Origin of the sequence: Microbacterium paraoxydans, from assembly GCF_020524545.1 — a bacterium.
In the GTDB taxonomy this organism is placed as follows: domain Bacteria; phylum Actinomycetota; class Actinomycetes; order Actinomycetales; family Microbacteriaceae; genus Microbacterium; species Microbacterium paraoxydans_C.
This window is the reverse complement of sequence record NZ_JAIVLG010000003.1, coordinates 168,670-187,018: the sequence shown is the minus strand read 5'-3', so window position 1 is coordinate 187,018 and position 18,349 is coordinate 168,670. Positions and strand designations below refer to the sequence as shown.

The window sequence follows — 18,349 nt, the reverse complement described above, 5'->3', positions numbered from 1 at the left end:
CTTTTCGTTGCGCCGAGCCGGAGCACTGCACAGGAGACATCGATGACCCTCTCACGACTCGCCGAGCTCAGCGCTGACCCGACGGCATCCTTCGTGCTGATCGCCCGCGACGGTGCCGACACGGTCGAGCTACTCAGTGGCGAGGTGGTCGATGTCGATCTGCTCGCCGACATCCCGCTCACGCTCGAGGGCACCCCACGCGAGATCTTCGCCCTGGTCCCCTACCGCCAGGTGCGTGAGCGCGGTTTCGTCGCACAGGACGACAGCGCGCCGTTGCGGTGCGTGATCGTCGACGAGCACCTCCACCTTCCGACGTCCACGCTGCTCGAGCAACTTCCTGACACCCCGGTGCCTCTTCGCGACGACGGCTTCGACATCGCCGACGACGCCTACGCGGCCATCGTGGAGAAGGTCATCGCCGAGGAGATCGGGCGCGGCGAGGGCGCGAACTTCGTGATCCGCCGTGACTTCACCGCGAACATCGATGTCGACGACCGTACGGCAGCGCTCACCTGGTTCCGCGCGCTCCTCACTCACGAGCGCGGTGCGTACTGGACCTTCGCCGTCTTCACACCGGGACACATCGCTGTCGGTGCGAGCCCGGAAGCGCACGTGGTCGCGCGTGAGGGCGTCGTCACCATGAACCCGATCTCCGGCACGTTCCGCCACCCCGCGGGCGGTGCGACCAAAGACACGCTCACCGATTTCCTCGCCTCCGCCAAGGAGACCGAGGAGTTGTTCATGGTCGTGGACGAGGAACTCAAGATGATGAGCGCGGTGTGCGCCGACGGAGGGCGCATCACCGGCCCGCATCTGAAGGAGATGTCGCGGCTCACGCACACCGAGTACATGCTCCGAGGACGCAGTGCCCTCGACCCACGCGACATCCTGCGCGAGACGATGTTCGCCCCGACCGTCACCGGCTCCCCCATGCAGAACGCGTGCGCTGTGATCCGTCGTCACGAGGATCAGCCGCGGGGCTACTACTCCGGCGTGGCAGCACTGTTCACCCCGAATACCGACGGGGGGCATGATCTGGACGCCCCCATTCTCATCCGCACCGTGTACCTCCAGGACGGCACCCTGCGCGTTCCTGTCGGAGCGACCCTGGTCCGCCATTCCGATCCTCTGGGCGAGGTGTCGGAGACGCACGGCAAGGCGGCAGGCGTGCTCGGAGCGATCGGTGCGATCGATCGCGACCGCGTCGCTGAAGCCCGGAGCGATGCCGATGCGCCGGGCGGAGAGCGTGCTCTCGCCGATGACCCTGCGATCACCGCGCTGCTTTCTTCGCGCAACGCCCGCCTGGCCGAGTTCTGGCTCAACCCTCAGGGCGAGGACTTCACCGGACCGTTCGCCGGGCACACGGCCGTCGTCGTGGACGCCGAGGACCGTTTCACGACGATGCTCGCCCACCAGCTGCGCCACCTCGGTCTCGCCGTGACGATCGCGCCTTGGGCTGAGGTTCAGGACACGGACCTCGACGCCGCCGATCTCGTCGTCGCAGGCCCGGGGCCCGGCGACCCGCGGGACGCAACGAGCGCTCGGATCTCCCGGATGCGCGAGATCGTCGGCCGCCGGCTCGACGCCGGAGCACCGCTGCTCGCGGTCTGCCTCAGCCATCAGATCCTCGCCGATCGGCTGGGCATCGCCCTGACGCCGCTCGCCGCACCGCACCAGGGGCTGCAGAAAGCGGTCCCGGTATTCGGAGAGGACGCATCGATCGGCTTCTACAACACGTTCACGGCGCGAGTGACTCCAGGGACGACGACCGTCGGATCCGCCGAGGTGTCCGCAGACCGAGCCTCCGGCGACGTGTACGCCCTCCGCGGCGCCCGCTTCGCTTCGGTGCAGGGGCATCTCGAGTCGATCCTGTCGCGCGACGGAATCCACACCCTCGAACGCCTCGTCTCCCACGCTCTGTCCTGAGCGACGGAGTTCGACTCAGGAGAGGCCTCGAGAGCGGAGAAGCCGCCGTTCCGCCTCGTTCGTCGTGAGGTCGTGCGCGGTGCGGATCGCGCGGATCGCTTCGTCTTCTCGGCCGAGTTCGCGGAGCAGCTCCGCACGCACGGCGTGCCAGAGGTGGAAGCGACCCATCTCTCTTTCGAGCGCTTCAACCTCGACCAGAGCCGCCGACCGCTGACCGCCTTCCCCGAGGGCGACCGCCCGGTTCAGACGGACGATCGGTGACGGGTCGTGATCGAGCAGCATGTCGTAGAGGACGATGATCTGCCCCCAGTCCGTCTCCGCGAACTCACGGGCATCCGAGTGGCACGCGGCGATCGCCGCCTGGAGCTGCCACCTCCCCGGTCGCCGGAGCGCGGCCGCTGCAGAGAGCGCCTGGTGCGCCTGTGCTCGCAGACCGACGTCCCAGCGAGAGCGATCCTGATCAGCGAGGAGCACGATGTGCCCGCCGAGCGAGCGCGCAGGCTCGCGGCTGCGATGGAACTTCAGCAAGGCCACGAGTCCGAGCGCCTCGGGCTCTCCGGGAAGAGCGTGAGCGACCACATCGGCGAGCCAGAGCGCGTCCTCGGCGACGTCGCGATCAGCCTCCGCGCCCCCGCCGGCAGGGAGATGGGCCTCGTTGTACATCACCGAGATCACCGTGAGCACCAGGTCGAGGCGCGGTGAGCGCTCGGCACCCATCGGAACACGAAGCGGGATTCCGGCCGCGCCGATCTTGCGCTTCGCCCGGACGATGCGCTGCCCGACCGCCGTCGGGGTGCTCATCGTCGCCCGGGCGATCTGCTCCGTCGTGAGTCCGCACACGGCGCGAAGGGTGAGTGCGAGCTGTGCCGATTCGGTCAGCGCGGGGTGACAGCAGCCGAACAACAGCGACACCCGCTCATCGATCGCGCTCTCGGAAGGTGCCGGTGCGGTGGCGAGGAGTTCGAGCTTTCGGCGATACCGCTGGTCCCGTCGCAGCCGGTCGAGCGCGTTGTGCCGGGCTGCGACGGTCAGCCAGCCACCCGGGTTCGGAGGCACGCCGCTCTCGCGCCATGACACGAGTGCCTCGGCCACCGACTCGGCCACCGACTCCTCCGCGAGATCGAGGTTGCCCAGCGAGGCTGTGAGCGACGCGACGATCCGCGCTGACTCCGCGCGGACAACGCGTTCGAGGGCACGATCGGATGCCGCGCCCGACGGCGACGCGGCATCCGATACGGTCACTGCTCGAACTGGCTGTAGTCGGTGACGATGGGCCGGACTTCCACCGAAGTGCCCTCCATCTCCAGCATCGGCCAGCTCTTGGCGAGAGCGATCGCCGCATCGAGTTCAGGCACGTCGATGATGCTGAATCCGCCCACCGCCTCACGGGCTTCGGTGAACGGCCCATCGACGACGACCGCTCCCCGTGCCCCGTGCCGGACGGTGGTCGCCGTTTCGACCGGCTGCAACTCGGCGCCGCTGTCGTCGATCACATCCGCGTTGTCCTGGAACCACTGGAACACTCGCCCGTAGACGTCCTGTGCGACCTCCGGTGCGACGGCAGCGTCGAGCTGCGGAGTCGAGGTGAACATGATGACGTACTTCATGAGGTTCGTCCTTTCGTCTTGAGAACCGTTTCACCCCCACAGCGAACGAGCAAGGACGAATTCGACACGTCAACCGAGAAGATTCACCGGGTTGAAGAGATCGGCGATCAGAAGCAGCGCACCCATCGCGATCAGCAGCACCGCGACCACCACGGTCAGCGGCACCAGTTTCGTCGCATCGACCGGCGCAGGAGGGGGGCGTCGGAAGAGCTTCGCCCAGGTCCGCTTGATGCCATCCCACAGAGCGACCACGATGTGTCCGCCGTCGAGCGGGAGCAGCGGGATGAGGTTGAAGACGAAGAGCGCGACGTTGAGCGAGCCGAGCAACCCGAGCAGGACGGCGAAACGGTTGAGGATGGGTGCATCCGTCGCCGCGACCTCACCCGCGAGACGCCCGACACCGACCACGCTCAGGGGCCCGTTCGGATCCCGCTCACCCCCGGTCACCAGCGAGACGCCGATGTCCCAGAGCCGCACCGGGAGCGTGACGATCAGCGAGCCGACCCTGGCCACGTTCTCGGCCGCCAGCTGCGGCCCCGCGCTCAGCGGTTGCTGCACGTACCCCATCTGCGACCCCATGCCGACGTAGCCGACCTCCTTGACGACGGGGTCACCGGCATCATCGAGGACAGGCTGGCCCGCGGCGTCCGTGATCGTGCGCTCGGCGGCCACCGGAGTGATGCTCAGGGTCTGCTCGGCGCCGTCCCGCAGGACCACCAGATCGAGCGTCTCACCGGGCGCCGCCTGCACGATCGCCGTCGCCTCCGCGAAGTCCGACACGGGCTGCCCATCGACGGAGACGATCACGTCCCCCGGCTTGATCCCGGCTTCCGCCGCGGGCGACTCCGGGTCGTCCGCGGTGCACTCGGTCTGGGTGGACCCTGCGGGGACGACGCACTCGGTCACCGAAGCGATCGTCGTCGTGCCCTGCAGGACGCCGATGCCTGAGACCAACACCGTGAAGACCACGGTCGCCAATATCAGGTTCATCAGCGGACCGCCGAGCATCACGATCACACGCTTCCACACCGGCAGGCGGTAGAAGACGCGGTCCTCCGCTCCTTCCGCGATCGTCTCATCGTTGGCCGAGCGGGCGTCCTGGATCAGCGAACGGAACACGCCGGACGCGGGGCCGGTGCTCTTCGACGGCGGGTACATCCCGGACATCGAGATGAAACCGCCGAGGGGCAGCACCTTGAACCCGTACTCGGTCTCTCCGATCCGCTTCGACCAGAGGCGCGGCCCGAAGCCGATCATGTACTGGCCGACGCGCACGCCGAAGAGCTTCGCGGGGACGAGATGGCCGACCTCGTGCAAGCCGATCGACAGTCCGAGGCCGATCAGCATGAAGAGGATGCCGCCCAGATAGAGCAGGAATTCCACGTGCCAACGCTACTGCCCCGAGCTAGGAATCCGCCCGGCGTGCCCGTCGCGACTAGGCTGTGAGCGTGAATGCCCGGCAGCTGCGACTCGTACGCGCTGCTGCGGTCTCTTCGATCGCGACGTTGATCGCCGGTGTCTCACACACGCTCGGTGGAGGAACCGCGCCGCATCCGCTGCTGATCCTCGCGGTGGCCACCCTCCTCACGCCTCTCTCTGCTCTGCTCGTCGGTGCCCGCCCCTCGCGCGGTCGGGTCGCGGCGGCCGTCCTGCTCGCTCAGGCGGTCTTCCACGTGCTTTTCCAGGCGCTGGGCTCACCAGTCGCGGCCTCCTCCCCCGGCGTCCTCGGCCACGTCCACCACATCGATCTCGCGCTGCTGGTCTCCGCGCCGTCCGCGTCATCCTCCGGTGCTCCGATGCTCGCAGCGCATGTCGTCGCCGCCGTCCTCACCACACTCCTGATCTGGCACGGTGAGACCGTCGTGCGCGCAGTGGCCCGGTGGTTCGAGGCCCTTCTCCGGCACACCGTCACCGCGGCACCGACCGATCACCGCATGCCTCCGGGGCTGCGCTCTCTCGATCATCCTGTTCTCGAAGTCGCGTTCGCGGCTGCCGTGACGCGGCGGGGTCCACCCGCCCTCACCAGCGGCTGATCTGCACCGATCCGTCGCACGGAGCCGGCTGCTCGTTCCCGAGCGGCATCACCTTACGCGGATGCGCGCCGTCCGGCGCGCCCGCGCTTCGAGCACCAGGAGATACACCATGTCCCGCAACACCCCCTTCCGCACGCGCCGCACCGTCATCGCCACCACCGGCCTCCTCGGCGGCGCGCTCCTCGCCCTCGCCGTTCCGGCCATGGCCAGCGCCCACGTGGGAGTCAGTCCCGATGAACTCGTCGCCGGCGATCACGGCGTCCTGACCTTCTCCTTCTCGCACGGCTGCGACAATTCCCCGACCACGGCTCTGCGCATCACCATGCCCGAGGGCCTCGCCTCCGTGGCGCCGACGATGGACGGCGACTGGGACATCGATGTGGAGCGCGGGGATGACGGCCTCGTCAGCGCCGTGACCTACACCGCGATCGCACCGGTACCGAACGACCTTCGCGGTGCGGTGAGCATGTCGGTCGGACTCGACGAGAGCACCCCCGACACCCTGGCGTTCCCCGTCGTGCAGGAGTGCGTCGAGGGGTCGACCGAGTGGACGCAGCTCGCCGGGAACGGGGAGGACCCCCACAGTCTCGACGCACCGGCACCGGTCGTGTCCGTCACGGAGGCCGCAGCGTCTGGTCACGACGAGCACGACGCTGCCGAGGCCGCGGAGGACAACGGCCCGGCCGTCGCGGGCGACCCGGTGGGAATCGCCCTCGGCACCGGCGGGCTCGTGGCCGGTGTCGCCGCGCTCGTCGTCGCCGTCCTCGCTTACCGCCGCAAGGCCTGACGCCACGCACGACTCCTCGCGCGCCGCGATTCCGGGTGCGCGGGGAGTCGTGCCGTACGAGGGTTCGCAGCGCCGCCGTGAGATCATGGAAGCGACATGTCGATTGAACAACAACCGAGCCTGCCTCCCGTGCTCCGCCCCGCGAACCCGCCCCGGCGTGAGCTGTCCGAACTCGCTTCCCGTTTCGCCCGCTCCGTGCGCGGCGACATCGACGGGATCACTCTCTCCGGCATCACCTTGGCCACGGCGGATCTTCGTCCGGGTGAGGCGTTCGTGGCGATTCAGGGAGTCAACCGTCATGGCGCGGAGTTCGCACTCGCCGCTGCCGAGAAGGGAGCCGTGGCCGTCATCACGGACGAGCCGGGCGCGGCCATCGCAGATTCCGCGGGGCTGCCGATCATCGTGGTCGACGATCCCCGCGCCGTCCTCGGTGACCTGAGCGCCTGGGTGTACGGCACGGGCGCCGAGGATCCGCTGCCCTTGCTGTTCGCCACGACGGGGACCAACGGGAAGACGAGTGTCTCCCACCTTCTCGAGGGGATCCTCGACCAGCTCGGGGTCGTGACCGGTCTCTCCTCCACCGCCGAGCGCCACATCGCCGGGGAGGTCATCGTCTCCCGCCTGACGACCCCCGAAGCATCCGAGATGCATGCCCTCCTCGCGCTCATGCGAGAACGAGAAGTCGAAGCGGTGGCCGTCGAGGTCAGCGCACAGGCGCTGTCGCGGCACCGCGTCGACGGCCTTCGTTTCGACGTCGCGGGCTTCACCAACCTCAGCCACGATCACCTCGACGACTACGCCGACATGGAGGAGTACTTCGAGGCCAAGCTGCCGCTGTTCCGCCCCGATCGCGCGAAGCGCGGTGTCATCTGCCTGGACTCGCCTTCCGGTGCGATCGTGGTCGAGCGCGCGGAGATCCCCGTGGTGACCGTCGGAACGCCGTCGATCGCAGCCGATCCCGCTGCTGCCTCCGCGGCGGACTGGGTCGTCGTGATCGATGACGAGCGAGCTGCCGGCACCACGTTCACCATGACCGGACCGGCAGGCTCCCTCACCACGACGGTTCCCGTCATCGGACCGCACATGGCCGCGAACGCCGCGCTCGCGATCGTCATGCTCCTGGAGGGCGGTTACGCGTGGGACCGGATCGTCACGGCGCTCACCCAGGACGACGGCATCCGCGCCTATCTCCCCGGCCGCACACAGCTCGTCTCCGGCGAGCGGGGCCCCGCGGTGTTCGTCGACTTCGGACACTCCCCCGATGCGTTCGAGAAGACGCTCGCCGCTGTCCGCCGCGTCACCCCGGGGCGAGTATTGATGCTGTTCGGCGCCGACGGAGATCGCGACGCGAGCAAACGGTTCGACATGGCGCGCACCGCGGTGGAAGGCAGCGACATCCTCGTGGTGACCGACCACCACCCTCGGTTCGAGGATCCCGCCTCCATCCGCGCCACGCTCATCGCCGGCGCGCGCCGGGCACGGCCCGACGCCGAGATCCACGAAGCCTCACCACCGGAGAACGCGATCATCACCGCCGTCGGACTGGTCGGCGACGGCGACGCGATCCTCTGGGCCGGACCTGGCCACCAGGACTACCGCGACATCCGCGGCGTCCGCACACCCTACTCCGCTCGTGAACTCGCCCGTCGCGCGTTGCGCGCGGCTGGATGGCCTGTTCCCGAGCCGCGCTGGCCCGTGCCCTACCCCGACGAGGATTGACGCCGTCGGAGCGGTGAAGGCCGCTCCGACTCCGCTCTCAGCCTGCCTCGATCATCCGATCTGCCGTCTCGCGCGCCCAGGACTCCGCCGCTGAGAGCGTCTCGACGGTCAAGGCATCAGGAGCGTCATGGGCGTCGATGACACCGGCGATCGTGTCGACGATGCCAAGGAAGGGCAATCGCCCCTCGTGGAAGGCATCGACAGCTTGCTCGTTGGCCGCGTTGTAGACCGCGGGGAACGTCCCGCCAGCGCGACCGACCGCCTTCGCCAGCGCGACCGAGGGAAACGCCTCTCTATCGAGCGGTTCGAAGCTCCATGACGTCGCCTGCGTCCAATCCAGCGGCCGTCCGACTCCTCCGACGCGATGCGGCCAGTCCAACCCCAGCGAGATCGGCAGGCGCATGTCGGGCGGCGACGCCTGCGCGATGGTCGAGCCGTCGATGAACTCGACCATCGAGTGCACGATCGATTGCGGATGCACGACGACCTCGATGTCGTCGTAGGCGATATCGAAGAGCAGGTGCGCCTCGATCACCTCGAGCCCCTTGTTCACCAGGGTCGCCGAGTTCGTCGTGACCATGCGCCCCATGTCCCAGGTCGGGTGCGCGAGCGCCTGCGCCGGGGTGACCTCGGTCAACTCGGCGCGGGACCGTCCACGGAATGGACCACCGGATGCAGTCACCACGAGGCGCCGGACCTCGGCATGGGTGCCCGCGAGGAGCGCCTGTGCCAGAGCTGAGTGCTCGGAGTCGACGGGGACGATCTGCCCAGGTGCGGCGGCGGCCAGCACCAGGTCACCGCCGACGATCAAGGACTCCTTGTTCGCCAAGGCGAGCGTGCGACCGGCCTTCAGCGCGGCGAGCGTCGAACCGAGACCGATCGAGCCGGTGATCGCGTTGAGGACGACGTCGGCCTCGACATCGCGCACGAGCTGCTCAGCGTCGGCGGCGCCGAGCGCGGTGTGCTCGACCCGGAACTCCTCGGCTTGCGCCTCCAGCATCTCGCGGTTGGACCCCGCCGCGAGACCGACCAGTTCGAATCTCCGAGGGTTGGCGCGGATGACATCCAGCGCCTGGGTGCCGATGGAACCGGTGGAGCCGAGGACGATGATGCGACGCATGACGCCAGCCTAGGACACGTCCCGGGTACCGCCCGCGCTACTGGACAGGAGTGGTGGCGAGGATGTCGACGACGAAGACGAGGCTCTCCTTCTGGAGCTCGTGGCCCTCACTCGCGCCGTACCCATCCGACGGCGGCATCACGACGATCACCTGCGAGCCGACCTTCTGCCCTTCGAGCGCCTTCTGGAAGCCGGCGACCACGCCGGTGGTCTGGAACTGAGCCGGGACAGCGTCGCGGCTCCAGCTGGAGTCGAATTCCTCGCCGTCCGACCACTTGACGCCCAGGTACTGCACGACGACGAGGTCACCGGACGCGACGGTCGCTCCGTCGCCCTGCTTGAGGACGGCGACCTCGGTCTCGGCCGGCGCGTCGCCCTCCGGGATCTCGATCGACGGCTTGCCATCGTCGTCGAGCGTGACCGTCGGCATGCCGGGAGTCGGGTCGACGGGAGTTCCGTCGGCGACTTCGGGGAGCTGCTCGACGGCCTGCGCGTAGACGACCACGTTGTTCGCGCCCTCGCCCAGCGCGCTGCCGGGCAGCGAGAGCACGATGCGCGAGCCGAGGGGCTCGCACTCGAGCGCGGCGACGAAGAGCGAGGACTGGTTGGTGTCGAGGAGGACAGGCAGTACCCCGCCCTCACCACGCGCGGAGGAATCAAGCACCTCGTTGGTGGTCGCATCCACGATCTGGTACTCGACGGAGACGAGGTCGTTGACGAACACGTCGTCCCCGTCGCCTGCCGAGACGACCGTGCGCTCGACACCCGCGAAGGCCGCATCCGACGGGACGGTCACCGTGGTGTCTGCGCCCTCTCCCTCGACGACGACGGCATCAGAGGTCTCTCCCGGCTGCGCGTCCAGAGCACACGCACTCGAGGCCGAGGGGCTCGGCGTGCCGGAACTCGACGGCGCGGAGCTACCGGAACAGCCCGCCAGCAGCAGGGTCGCCGCGGCGACGGTGGACAGGACGATGAGCGGACGCTTGCGCACAGTGAGACCTCGGGATCGCGGGCGGGACACCCTATCCTCCCCCATACCCCTTTGCCCCGGCTGGGAGGCGCGGCGAAACTCTTCATTCCCACGCCGGCATGGATCCGGGAGTAACCTGCTCTGATGACCTCTGAGCAGTCCGTCGAGCCCGAATCCTCGCCCGCAGAGGGATCCTCGCCCGCAGAGACTGTGAAACCGCGCCATGCCGGCTTCGCGTACACGCTCGGCCGTAGCCTCATCACCCCGCTGGCCCGACTCGTGTACCGACCGCGGATCGAAGGCCGCGATCACGTGCCGCTGACCGGCCCCGTCATCTTCGCGAGCAATCACCTCTCCTTCATCGACTCGATCGCGATCCCCGTCGCCGCGCCGCGTCCCGTGCACTTCCTGGCGAAGTCCGCATACTTCGAGGGCACCGGGTTCCAGGGATGGATGAGCAAGACGTTCTTCGAGTCGATCGGAGCGATCCCGGTGCGACGCGGAGCCGGCCAAGCAGCATTGGACGCGTTGGATCTTCAGCGGCAGCTCCTCGACGAAGGCCTCGCGGTGGCGCTGTACCCGGAGGGCACTCGCTCCACTGACGGCCGACTGTACAAGGGACGAACCGGCGTCGCGTTCCTCGCCCTGCAGACGGGTGCTCCCGTGGTCCCGGTGGGGCTGATCGGCACGGACAAGGTGATGCCCGTGGGCGCCAAGATTCCGACGCTCTCTGAGCGCATCACGGTGCGCTTCGGCGAACCCCTCGATCTGTCACCGCACGGTCCCGCGACGAGCGGTCGAGCCCGTCGCGGCGCCACCGACGAGATCATGGCTGCGATCCATGGGCTCTCCGGCCAGGAGCTTGCAGGAACCTACAACGAGGCACCGGCCCAGGGCACCATCGAGAAGATCAAGCAGGCGCTCCCCCACGAGCGTCGCTGACGACGCGGCCGCCGCGCTACGCGGGCGTTCTGATCGTCGCCTGGTGGCGCACGGGGAAGTTCATCGAGTTGGCGATGAAACACCATTGGTTGGCCAACTCGTGGGCGCGCTCAGCAGCTTCGATCATCGATGCCTCCGCGACGACCACGTCGGGGCGGAGCATCACCTCTGCGAAGGCACCTCCCCCCTTCCCGTCCTCACGCATCATGCCGCTCGCCTCGTCCCTGTATGACACGACGACGACGCCGAGCGTCACGCACGCGTGCAGGTAGGAAAGCAGGTGGCACTCGGAGAGGGACGCGAGCAGCAGATCTTCCGGGTTCCACCGCGACGGGTCTCCGCGGAAGGGCTTGTCTGCCGAGGCCAGAAGCTCCGGCTTACCGCTGACTTCGATCGTCACGTCGCGGCGGTAGTCGCGGTAGCCGGATGTGCCGGTTCCGCGGTTACCGGTCCACGTCGCCGTGAGCGCGTAGTGGTGTTCACCGAGAACGCGGGGAGTCGACTCTGCCATGCCGCCAGTCTGCCAGCTTCGTCCCACATCGGCTGAGCCACCGGAGGTCCGGCGATAGAGTTGACGGGTGCTGGAGACTCTCACCGTTCAGGATTCCGTGGAACTCGCCGTCGTCGAGCGGAGCGGGTTCGTCGAATCACGTCACATCGGAGCTGCGGTCGTGTTGTCTTCCGACGGTGACGTCGTCGCCCGCCACGGCAACACCGATGCTCTGGTCCTCCCCCGTTCGAGCCTCAAGCCTCTGCAGGCCGTTGCCTGCATCACCGCCGGTGCCGTCTTGGACGGCGAGCAGCTCGCGATCTCCACCGCCAGCCATATCGGCACCGACCGACACGCCTCGGTGGTGCGCGACATCCTCACCGCAGACGGGCTGACCGAGGATCACCTCGGCTGCCCGGCATCGTGGCCGACAGACTCTGCCAGCCGGGACGAGCTCGTCCGCGAGCACGGTGAACCCTCGCGCGTGCGGATGCCCTGCTCGGGAAAGCACGCCGCGATGCTGCGTGCCTGCGTGGCGACCGGTTGGCCGACCGACGGATACCTCGACCCCGCTCATCCCCTGCAAACGCACATCCGCGATGTCGTCGAGCGCCTCACGGGCGAGAAGGTTGCACACACAGCGATAGACGGATGCGGCGCGCCCGTCTACGCGATCACACTCACAGGCCTGGCGCGTTCGATCCATCGCATCGGCACGGCGTCCGACCGATCGCCGTTCGCCCTCCACCGGGTGGCGGGCTCTCTGGTGCGCGCCGTCCGGGAGAACCCCTGGGCGATCGAGGGGCCAGGACGGCCGGACACGATCGCCATCGAGACGCTCGGAGTGTTCGCCAAGTTCGGCGCCGAGGGTGTGATGGTGATGGTCGCCCCGAACGGCACGACCGTGGCGTTGAAGGTGCTGGACGGAGCGAGCCGCGCGACGACGATCGTGGCCGCGACGCTCCTCGCCCGCGCAGGCGCCCTGAACGACACTGACGTCGCGACGCTCGCGGAGTCTCTGCCCCTCGGCGTCTCCGGCGGGGGATCGATCGTCGGCGCCCTTCGCCCGAGCACGCTTATCTGACGCGCGGACGGTCGGCGCCCGCGCAGCCGGGCTGCGCTGATCTCACGGCATCAGCTCCGACAGGATCGCTCTGCGCGGCGACTCGGCTCCTCGCACGGTCCAGGCCCGTCCTGCGTGCGCCCGCGCGTACGGTGGGAGTTCGCGGACCCCGGCCAGCTGCCGCAGATCGGCCTGCTGCTCCGCTCGGATCACGACCTCTCCTTCGGCGCGGATGCGCTGCCACGAAGACCAGTTGCGTTGCCAGGTCTCGGCATCGGCCACAAGAATTCGGTTGCTGTCCGACAAAGTCGGCTCCGCACCGACGAGAACGACCTCGAAGCCTGCGTGCGCATCGCGCAGCCGAGCTGCAGTCGCCCTGGCCCCGGCGCTGACGATCGCCGTGACGGGGCACGACGGCGACCACGTCGCCTGCGAACGCGGGTAGATCGGCTCCCCCACTGCGTCGTCGAGCCAGGCGAGCTGGACCTCACGATCGCCGATACTCGCACGACCTGGCCCGCGGTCGCGAAGGAAGGCAGCTGCCTCGCCCCCGGCCGCGAGGTGTTCGACGCGAGTCGCCGTGCGCAGCAATGCGCGGCGGGGCAGCGTGTCGAGCACACGTCCGAGTGCTCCCGTCGATCGGCCCGCGGTCACCACGAACGTCGTCCCTGAGCCGGCTCGGAGCAGGCGTTCCCAGCGGTGAGCGAACTGCTGGCCGTACTCCGGCGGGAAGTCCGACACGAGCGTGTCGAGATCGTCGCAGAGAACGAGCGAGGGGACGCGCTCGTTCCCGCAGGTCCATATGTCGATGAGGTCCCATGCTGCCTCGAGGTCTCGCGGTACCCACACCGTATCCGAGTCGGATCGCTGAGCCGCGAGGACCCGCAGGGCCGTAGTCCGTCCCGATCCCGGTGCCCCGAGGAGCACCAGCCCCCGCTCCTGCCCGCAGCGCAGGGTCTCCAGCGGCTGCACCTGCTGCGCCGGCTCGTCAGCGCGGCCGAGGATGAGCGCGTCCCCCGGGGCATGATCTGGCGCCCTGAGCAGATCGCCGAGCGGAAGACACGAGGGAAGCGCCGGGAGCCAGGGGCTGCGTGGAGGCGCCGCTTCCGCCCAGCGCACCCCGATGCCTCGCAGCTCCGCCGCGCCGGTGAGCGCGACACGCATGGCGATCGGCTCCGAATCCGCAGGACGCCGTACGAGCCCGACGCCACGGGAAGCCGCTCCTCCAGGAAGCTCGGCTGCGGCATCCGTTCCGATCATCGCCCTGCTGTCGGCGGCGTCCGCCACCCGCAAGCTGAGGCGAAGCGGACAGTTGGCGGCAAGTGCGTCTCGAACCACCCCGGTCGCACGCTGCGTACCGAGGATGAGGTGCATTCCCAAGGCCCGACCTCGGGCTGCCACATCGATGAACACCGCCCCGAGGTCGGGGTGCTCGGCCAGAAGCGCCGCGAACTCGTCCACGACGATGACCAACCGCGGTATCCCGACGTCACGCACGTCCCGGGCTCCGGCAGCCGCCAGGAGAGCCTCCCGCCGGCGGAGCTCTGCGGTGAGACTGGAGACTCCACGCCGTGCACCTTCGTCGTCGAGATCCGTGATCACGGCCGCGACCTGTCGCAGCGCCCGCAGCGGTTCGAAGGCTGTGCCGCCCTTGAAGTCGGCCAGGAGGAACGTCACCCGGTCGGGGCCGTGGTGCGCAGCGAGCGCCGTGACCCAGCTGACCAGGAGCTCGCTCTTGCCCGTGCCGGTCGTGCCGGTGACGATGGCATGCGGGCCGTCCTCGACGATGTCGATCATCACGTCCCCGTAGGCGCTCCGTCCGACCACCGCAGCCAGACCTTCGCCCAGGGGCGGCTGCTCGAGCTCGTGCAGAGACAACACCTCGGGGAGCACTTCGGCGCCGTCGCCCAGCGCGGCATGCTCTTCTGCGACCTGAGCCGCTTGGGCGAACGACAGGCACTCGACAGCCAACGTCGATGTCCCGTTCGGCGTGCGGAGCCTCGCCTGCCCCGGTTCGACGACGTCGATCACAGTGGTGATCCCTTCAGGCACCTCGGCGTCAGCGGGGGTGAGCCAGATCAGAGAGTCCGCGTCCACGCGGCCGGACTCGTGCGTCCCGACGCCGAGTCGAAAGCCGCTGCGACGAGAACGTCGCGCGTGTGGCATGGCGTCGAGGCCGCATTCGTCGAGAGCCGTCCCGACCAACGACAGCTGGGCGGCGCTGAAGCGCAGGCCGAGTTGTACCACCAGTGCCCGTGCGACTGCGAGGATCACCGGTCGCGCGCCGCGAATACAGACGCCGCCACCGAGTGGAACCACGGTCGGAGCGTCTTCGAGGAGGCCGGAACGCCGGCGGAAGTCCCGGCTGCGGCTGTCGTCGCCCCCACTGCAACCGACTCCGCTCGCGACGCTGCCGGCACCCACGACGAGCGAGGTCTCGGCATCGGGCGGCTCTGCACCGCGGAGAGGTGGTTGCGTGAGGCAGACGGAGGCGTCGGGCAGACGGAGCCACAGTGCGTCACGCTCAGCGCGGTGGCGGCGGATCAGCTCTCCTTCGGCCACGGCCCAGTCTCGCTCCGCGTCCGCCTCGGCCCGACGTCTTTCGCGACGGCGGGTTCGGGCAGCATCGAGGAACGACGCACCCATCATGAGTGGACCGAGTGCCGCGAAGCAGAGCGCGAACACCGATCCGGTTATGACCCACAGGAGCACGCCCCCGATCACCGGGACCGCTGCCGCCAGGAACGGCAATGGTGCGCGACGAGACGGCGGGGCGGCGGCGGGGAGCACGATCGGCAGAGAGTTCATGCCACCCAGTGGACCGCATGGCCCGCCGACCGAGGGCGCTCTCCACAGCGCCGAGCGACTATTCCGTCGTGTCCTCACCTGGGGAGGACGAGTCGTCGTCTTCCTCGATCTGCACGATGATGAGCGTCACGTTGTCTCGTCCGCCGTTTTCCAGGGCAGCCGCGAGCATGGCGTCCACGCCTGCGGCCGGATCGCTGTTCTCCCGCAGGAAGTGCTGGATGCCGTAGTCGGTGAGCTCCTTCGTGAGCCCATCGGAGCAGATCACGAACCGATCGCCCGCGCGCACGTCGACGCTGACGTAGTCCGGTGGCGTGAGTTCGCTCGCCCCCACGGCCCGTGTGATCACGTTGCTGTAGGGGTGACCTTCAGCCTCCTCGGGGCTGAGCTTGCCGGCCGCGATCAGCTCCTGGACGACGGAGTGATCCGTCGTCACCTGCACGAGACGATCGTCCCGGAGCAGGTACACGCGCGAGTCCCCGATGTTCAGCGCGACCCAATGCGCATCCTCGCCGTCGCCGACGAGGAAGACACCCGTGAGCGTCGTCCCGGTGCCCTCATCGGTCGTCTCCGGATGCTCGGCGATATCGCCCACGGCCAGCTCGAGTGCTTTCTCGATCGCAGGGCCGTTGACCTCTCCTGCAGCGACCACGGCCTGGAGCCGGGCGACCGTGCTGCTGCTCGCGATCTCCCCGCCGGCGTGCCCGCCCATGCCGTCCGCCACGATGAAAAGTGGGAACTCGGCGAGAAACGCGTCCTGATTGATCTCGCGGCGGCGACCGAGATCGGTGGCCCCTGCCCACGACAGGAGCAGCGGGCGCTGCGCAACCGTGACGCGATGCGTCTTCGTCTCAGCCACGTACTGCCTCCGATGGGCCTGCGACGGATCGGGCGACCGCAGGATACTCACACATCGTAGTAGAACTCCCCCGCGCTGCGATCACACTCGTGCGCCCGGGTCGGCGGGCAGCGGGAACAGCCGGTCGATGATCTCGAGATCCGAGGCATCCGGACGCCACGCATCGCCAGCGGCCGCGTTCGCTTCGATCTGCTCCGCAGATGTCGCGCCGGCGATGACGCTGGACACCGCCGGGTTCGCGAGAAGCCACCCGAAGGCTGCCTGCAACATGGTGATGCCGCGTTCTTCGCAGAAGCCCCGGAAGGTCTCGAGTGCCTCCCAGGGCGCGTCTTCCCAGACGTGCCTTCGCGCGGACATGATCCTGCTCGATGCGGGCCCGCCGTCGCGCGTGAACTTCCCGGTGAGGAGACCGTTGTGCAGAGGGAAATAGGGGAAGAAGCCCAGTTCGTACCGCGCGACGGCCGGAAGGACTTCGCGCTCGGCGGCGCGGGCCAGCAGAGAGTAGTGGTTCTGCGCGGAGACGAACCTTCCGGACGACCGCGCACGGGAGGTGAACTCCGCCTCGGCTATCTCCCAGCCACGAAAGTTCGAGTGTCCGAAGTAGCGGATCTTCCCCTCGCGTACGAGCTCGTCGAGCGCGTCCGTGGTCTCCGCGATCGGCGTTTCCCGATCAGGCAGATGCAATTGGTAGAGATCGATCCAGTCGGTGCGCAGGCGACGCAGGGACTCCTCGACGGCGCGACGGATGTACCGACGAGAGCCGCGTGCTGCGGGGAACTCGTACCCCATGTCGCGTTCGTGGCCGAACTTGGTCGCGAGCACGACACGATCGCGCCGCCCTTCGAGCGCTTCACCCATGAGGGTCTCGCTCGCGCCGGCCACCGCACCATACATGTCAGCCGTGTCGAAGAACGTGATTCCGTTCGCGAGCGCCGCGTCGATCACCTCTCGCGTACCGGCAAGAGTCTCGGTGGCCGTCCCCGCACGCCCGAAGTTGTTGCAGCCGAGACCGGTGGCAGAGACGAGAAGACCGGATGCGCCGACTCGGCGCTGCGTCAAGACCATGTCTCCACGTTAGCGTCCGCTGGAACCAGGAGACCAACGCACACAGCACAGAGCCCCCGACCGAAGTCGGAGGCTCTGTGTCAGATGGTCACGCCGGAGGCTGCGTGGGATCGTTGGGCGATGCGGGCGGAGCCGCCGGAGGTGCCGGCGGCGCAGCGGGCGGTGCCGGCGGGCCAGCGGGCGGTGCCGACGGCGCGGCGGGCGGTGCCGGCGGGCCAGCGGGCGGTGCCGACGGCGCGGCGGGCGGTGCAGCCGGGGGCGCCGGAGGCGTCGTCGGCGGAACCGGGGCTCCTGTCGCGGGCGCCGCAGGACCGGCAGGCGGTGCGTATCCGGGCTGGGCAGGCGGTGCGTATCCGGGCTGCGCGGGCGGGGTGTATCCCTGCGGCGCACCGTAGCCTGGCTGCGGGGCTGCCGCAGCCGGCTGGACCGGCACCCCGTTCCAGACCGTCCGGTCTCCGAGGAAACCGTTCGACGCCCACGACGCCGGCTGGATGTTCGGGTTCCAGCGAGACTTGTCGAAGGCGTTGATACCCAGCCACACGATGCTCAGGAAAACGTAGAGAACGACCCAGACGGCGTCCTTCTGGAGCTTGAGACCGACACGCCAGGCGGCGATTGCGGAGAAGACGGCAAGAGCCAGCGAGAAGGCATAGCCGATGCCGATCCAGCTCAGCAACGCGGCACCGCCGATTCCGTAGAGGACGAGCCACGGGCTCAGGTCACCGAGCTTGAAGAAGATCATCGCGTTGTAGACGGGCACCCACGCGCGCCACTTGCCCTCGACGCCTGCTTTGTCGAAGATCTTCATCAAGAAGAGAGAGCCCAGCACGTATCCGGCAAGACCGATGATGACGCTGAAGATGATGATGCCGAAAAGTACGGCGAAGTATCCCGTGTCGTAGTAGGAGTTCATGATCCCCTCCGGATCTGAATTTACGGACGCGATTCACGCCGCGACACCAC

16 protein-coding genes are annotated in these 18,349 nt (G+C 68.6%); 6 read left to right on the top strand and 10 right to left on the bottom strand.

Annotated features, from left to right (window positions below; genetic code table 11):
• The first annotated feature begins 42 nt into the window (after nucleotides 1-42).
• On the top strand, nucleotides 43-1,926 hold the full coding sequence (locus LC041_RS08955; RefSeq protein ID WP_226532762.1) for a chorismate-binding protein: 1,884 nt from the start codon (nucleotides 43-45) through the stop codon (nucleotides 1,924-1,926).
• A gap of 15 nt (nucleotides 1,927-1,941) precedes the next feature.
• On the opposite strand, the gene LC041_RS08950 is transcribed toward LC041_RS08955, so the two are convergent.
• The 3 genes from LC041_RS08950 to LC041_RS08940 form a co-directional block, all read right to left on the bottom strand.
• Entirely contained in the window at nucleotides 1,942-3,168 is a 1,227-nt protein-coding gene (locus LC041_RS08950) for an RNA polymerase sigma factor (protein ID WP_226532761.1), read from the bottom strand.
• Entirely contained in the window at nucleotides 3,165-3,533 is a 369-nt protein-coding gene (locus tag LC041_RS08945; protein WP_226532760.1) for a YciI family protein, read from the bottom strand. Before LC041_RS08945 ends, LC041_RS08950 begins: the two co-directional genes overlap by 4 nt.
• 69 nt (nucleotides 3,534-3,602) lie before the next feature.
• Nucleotides 3,603-4,916, bottom strand: a complete 1,314-nt coding sequence (locus tag LC041_RS08940; protein WP_226532759.1) for a M50 family metallopeptidase — start codon at nucleotides 4,914-4,916, stop codon at nucleotides 3,603-3,605.
• Between the two features lie 65 nt (nucleotides 4,917-4,981).
• Here LC041_RS08940 and LC041_RS08935 point away from each other — a divergent pair, with 65 nt between their 5' ends.
• The 3 genes from LC041_RS08935 (at nucleotide 4,982) to LC041_RS08925 (ending at nucleotide 8,072) form a co-directional block, all read left to right on the top strand.
• The gene (locus tag LC041_RS08935; protein WP_226532758.1) at nucleotides 4,982-5,566 is read left to right on the top strand and encodes a hypothetical protein; all 585 of its coding nucleotides are present in this window, start codon (nucleotides 4,982-4,984) and stop codon (nucleotides 5,564-5,566) included.
• 109 nt (nucleotides 5,567-5,675) lie between these two features.
• The gene (locus tag LC041_RS08930) at nucleotides 5,676-6,353 is read left to right on the top strand and encodes a YcnI family copper-binding membrane protein (protein WP_226532757.1); all 678 of its coding nucleotides are present in this window, start codon (nucleotides 5,676-5,678) and stop codon (nucleotides 6,351-6,353) included.
• A gap of 96 nt (nucleotides 6,354-6,449) precedes the next feature.
• On the top strand, nucleotides 6,450-8,072 hold the full coding sequence (locus LC041_RS08925; RefSeq protein WP_226532756.1) for a Mur ligase family protein: 1,623 nt from the start codon (nucleotides 6,450-6,452) through the stop codon (nucleotides 8,070-8,072).
• A 37-nt stretch (nucleotides 8,073-8,109) separates the two neighbouring features.
• Here the strand turns inward: LC041_RS08925 and dxr are convergent, their stop codons facing one another.
• Together dxr and LC041_RS08915 are read right to left on the bottom strand one after the other, a co-directional pair.
• Nucleotides 8,110-9,192, bottom strand: coding sequence for a 1-deoxy-D-xylulose-5-phosphate reductoisomerase (gene dxr / locus LC041_RS08920; RefSeq protein ID WP_226532755.1), 1,083 nt, complete (start codon nucleotides 9,190-9,192; stop codon nucleotides 8,110-8,112).
• A gap of 37 nt (nucleotides 9,193-9,229) precedes the next feature.
• The gene (locus LC041_RS08915; RefSeq protein WP_226532754.1) at nucleotides 9,230-10,213 is read right to left on the bottom strand and encodes an FKBP-type peptidyl-prolyl cis-trans isomerase; all 984 of its coding nucleotides are present in this window, start codon (nucleotides 10,211-10,213) and stop codon (nucleotides 9,230-9,232) included.
• Nucleotides 10,214-10,306: 93 nt separating this feature from the next.
• Here LC041_RS08915 and LC041_RS08910 point away from each other — a divergent pair, with 93 nt between their 5' ends.
• Entirely contained in the window at nucleotides 10,307-11,104 is a 798-nt protein-coding gene (locus LC041_RS08910; protein WP_226532753.1) for a lysophospholipid acyltransferase family protein, read from the top strand.
• Nucleotides 11,105-11,120: 16 nt separating this feature from the next.
• Here LC041_RS08910 and LC041_RS08905 read toward each other — a convergent pair whose 3' ends face one another.
• A complete protein-coding gene (locus tag LC041_RS08905) occupies nucleotides 11,121-11,615 on the bottom strand; it encodes an OsmC family protein (RefSeq protein WP_226532752.1) in 495 nt (164 codons plus the stop codon).
• 67 nt (nucleotides 11,616-11,682) lie between these two features.
• Here LC041_RS08905 and LC041_RS08900 point away from each other — a divergent pair, with 67 nt between their 5' ends.
• Nucleotides 11,683-12,678: an asparaginase gene (locus LC041_RS08900; RefSeq protein WP_226532751.1), complete on the top strand. Its 996-nt coding sequence runs from the start codon at nucleotides 11,683-11,685 to the stop codon at nucleotides 12,676-12,678.
• 42 nt (nucleotides 12,679-12,720) lie between these two features.
• On the opposite strand, the gene LC041_RS08895 is transcribed toward LC041_RS08900, so the two are convergent.
• The 4 genes from LC041_RS08895 to LC041_RS08880 form a co-directional block, all read right to left on the bottom strand.
• Nucleotides 12,721-15,465, bottom strand: coding sequence for an FtsK/SpoIIIE domain-containing protein (locus LC041_RS08895; protein WP_226532750.1), 2,745 nt, complete (start codon nucleotides 15,463-15,465; stop codon nucleotides 12,721-12,723).
• Between the two features lie 58 nt (nucleotides 15,466-15,523).
• Entirely contained in the window at nucleotides 15,524-16,321 is a 798-nt protein-coding gene (locus LC041_RS08890; RefSeq protein WP_226532749.1) for a PP2C family protein-serine/threonine phosphatase, read from the bottom strand.
• Between the two features lie 81 nt (nucleotides 16,322-16,402).
• Nucleotides 16,403-17,386 carry an aldo/keto reductase gene (locus LC041_RS08885; RefSeq protein ID WP_226532748.1) on the bottom strand — a complete coding sequence of 328 codons (984 nt, stop codon included), beginning with the start codon at nucleotides 17,384-17,386 and terminating at the stop codon, nucleotides 16,403-16,405.
• Between the two features lie 88 nt (nucleotides 17,387-17,474).
• A complete protein-coding gene (locus tag LC041_RS08880; protein WP_226532747.1) occupies nucleotides 17,475-18,299 on the bottom strand; it encodes a large exoprotein in 825 nt (274 codons plus the stop codon).
• Nucleotides 18,300-18,349: the final 50 nt, after the last annotated feature.

What these genes read in the sequence shown, in the direction of transcription:
- LC041_RS08955 (WP_226532762.1), top strand. Translation starts at nt 43, where the DNA reads ATGACCCTCTCACGACTCGCCGAGCTCAGCGCTGACCCGACGGCATCC.
- LC041_RS08905 (WP_226532752.1), bottom strand. Translation starts at nt 11,615, where the DNA reads ATGGCAGAGTCGACTCCCCGCGTTCTCGGTGAACACCACTACGCGCTC.
- LC041_RS08925 (WP_226532756.1), top strand. Translation starts at nt 6,450, where the DNA reads ATGTCGATTGAACAACAACCGAGCCTGCCTCCCGTGCTCCGCCCCGCG.
- dxr (WP_226532755.1), bottom strand. Translation starts at nt 9,192, where the DNA reads ATGCGTCGCATCATCGTCCTCGGCTCCACCGGTTCCATCGGCACCCAG.
- LC041_RS08930 (WP_226532757.1), top strand. Translation starts at nt 5,676, where the DNA reads ATGTCCCGCAACACCCCCTTCCGCACGCGCCGCACCGTCATCGCCACC.
- LC041_RS08895 (WP_226532750.1), bottom strand. Translation starts at nt 15,465, where the DNA reads ATGAACTCTCTGCCGATCGTGCTCCCCGCCGCCGCCCCGCCGTCTCGT.
- LC041_RS08945 (WP_226532760.1), bottom strand. Translation starts at nt 3,533, where the DNA reads ATGAAGTACGTCATCATGTTCACCTCGACTCCGCAGCTCGACGCTGCC.
- LC041_RS08880 (WP_226532747.1), bottom strand. Translation starts at nt 18,299, where the DNA reads ATGAACTCCTACTACGACACGGGATACTTCGCCGTACTTTTCGGCATC.
- LC041_RS08910 (WP_226532753.1), top strand. Translation starts at nt 10,307, where the DNA reads ATGACCTCTGAGCAGTCCGTCGAGCCCGAATCCTCGCCCGCAGAGGGA.
- LC041_RS08885 (WP_226532748.1), bottom strand. Translation starts at nt 17,386, where the DNA reads ATGGTCTTGACGCAGCGCCGAGTCGGCGCATCCGGTCTTCTCGTCTCT.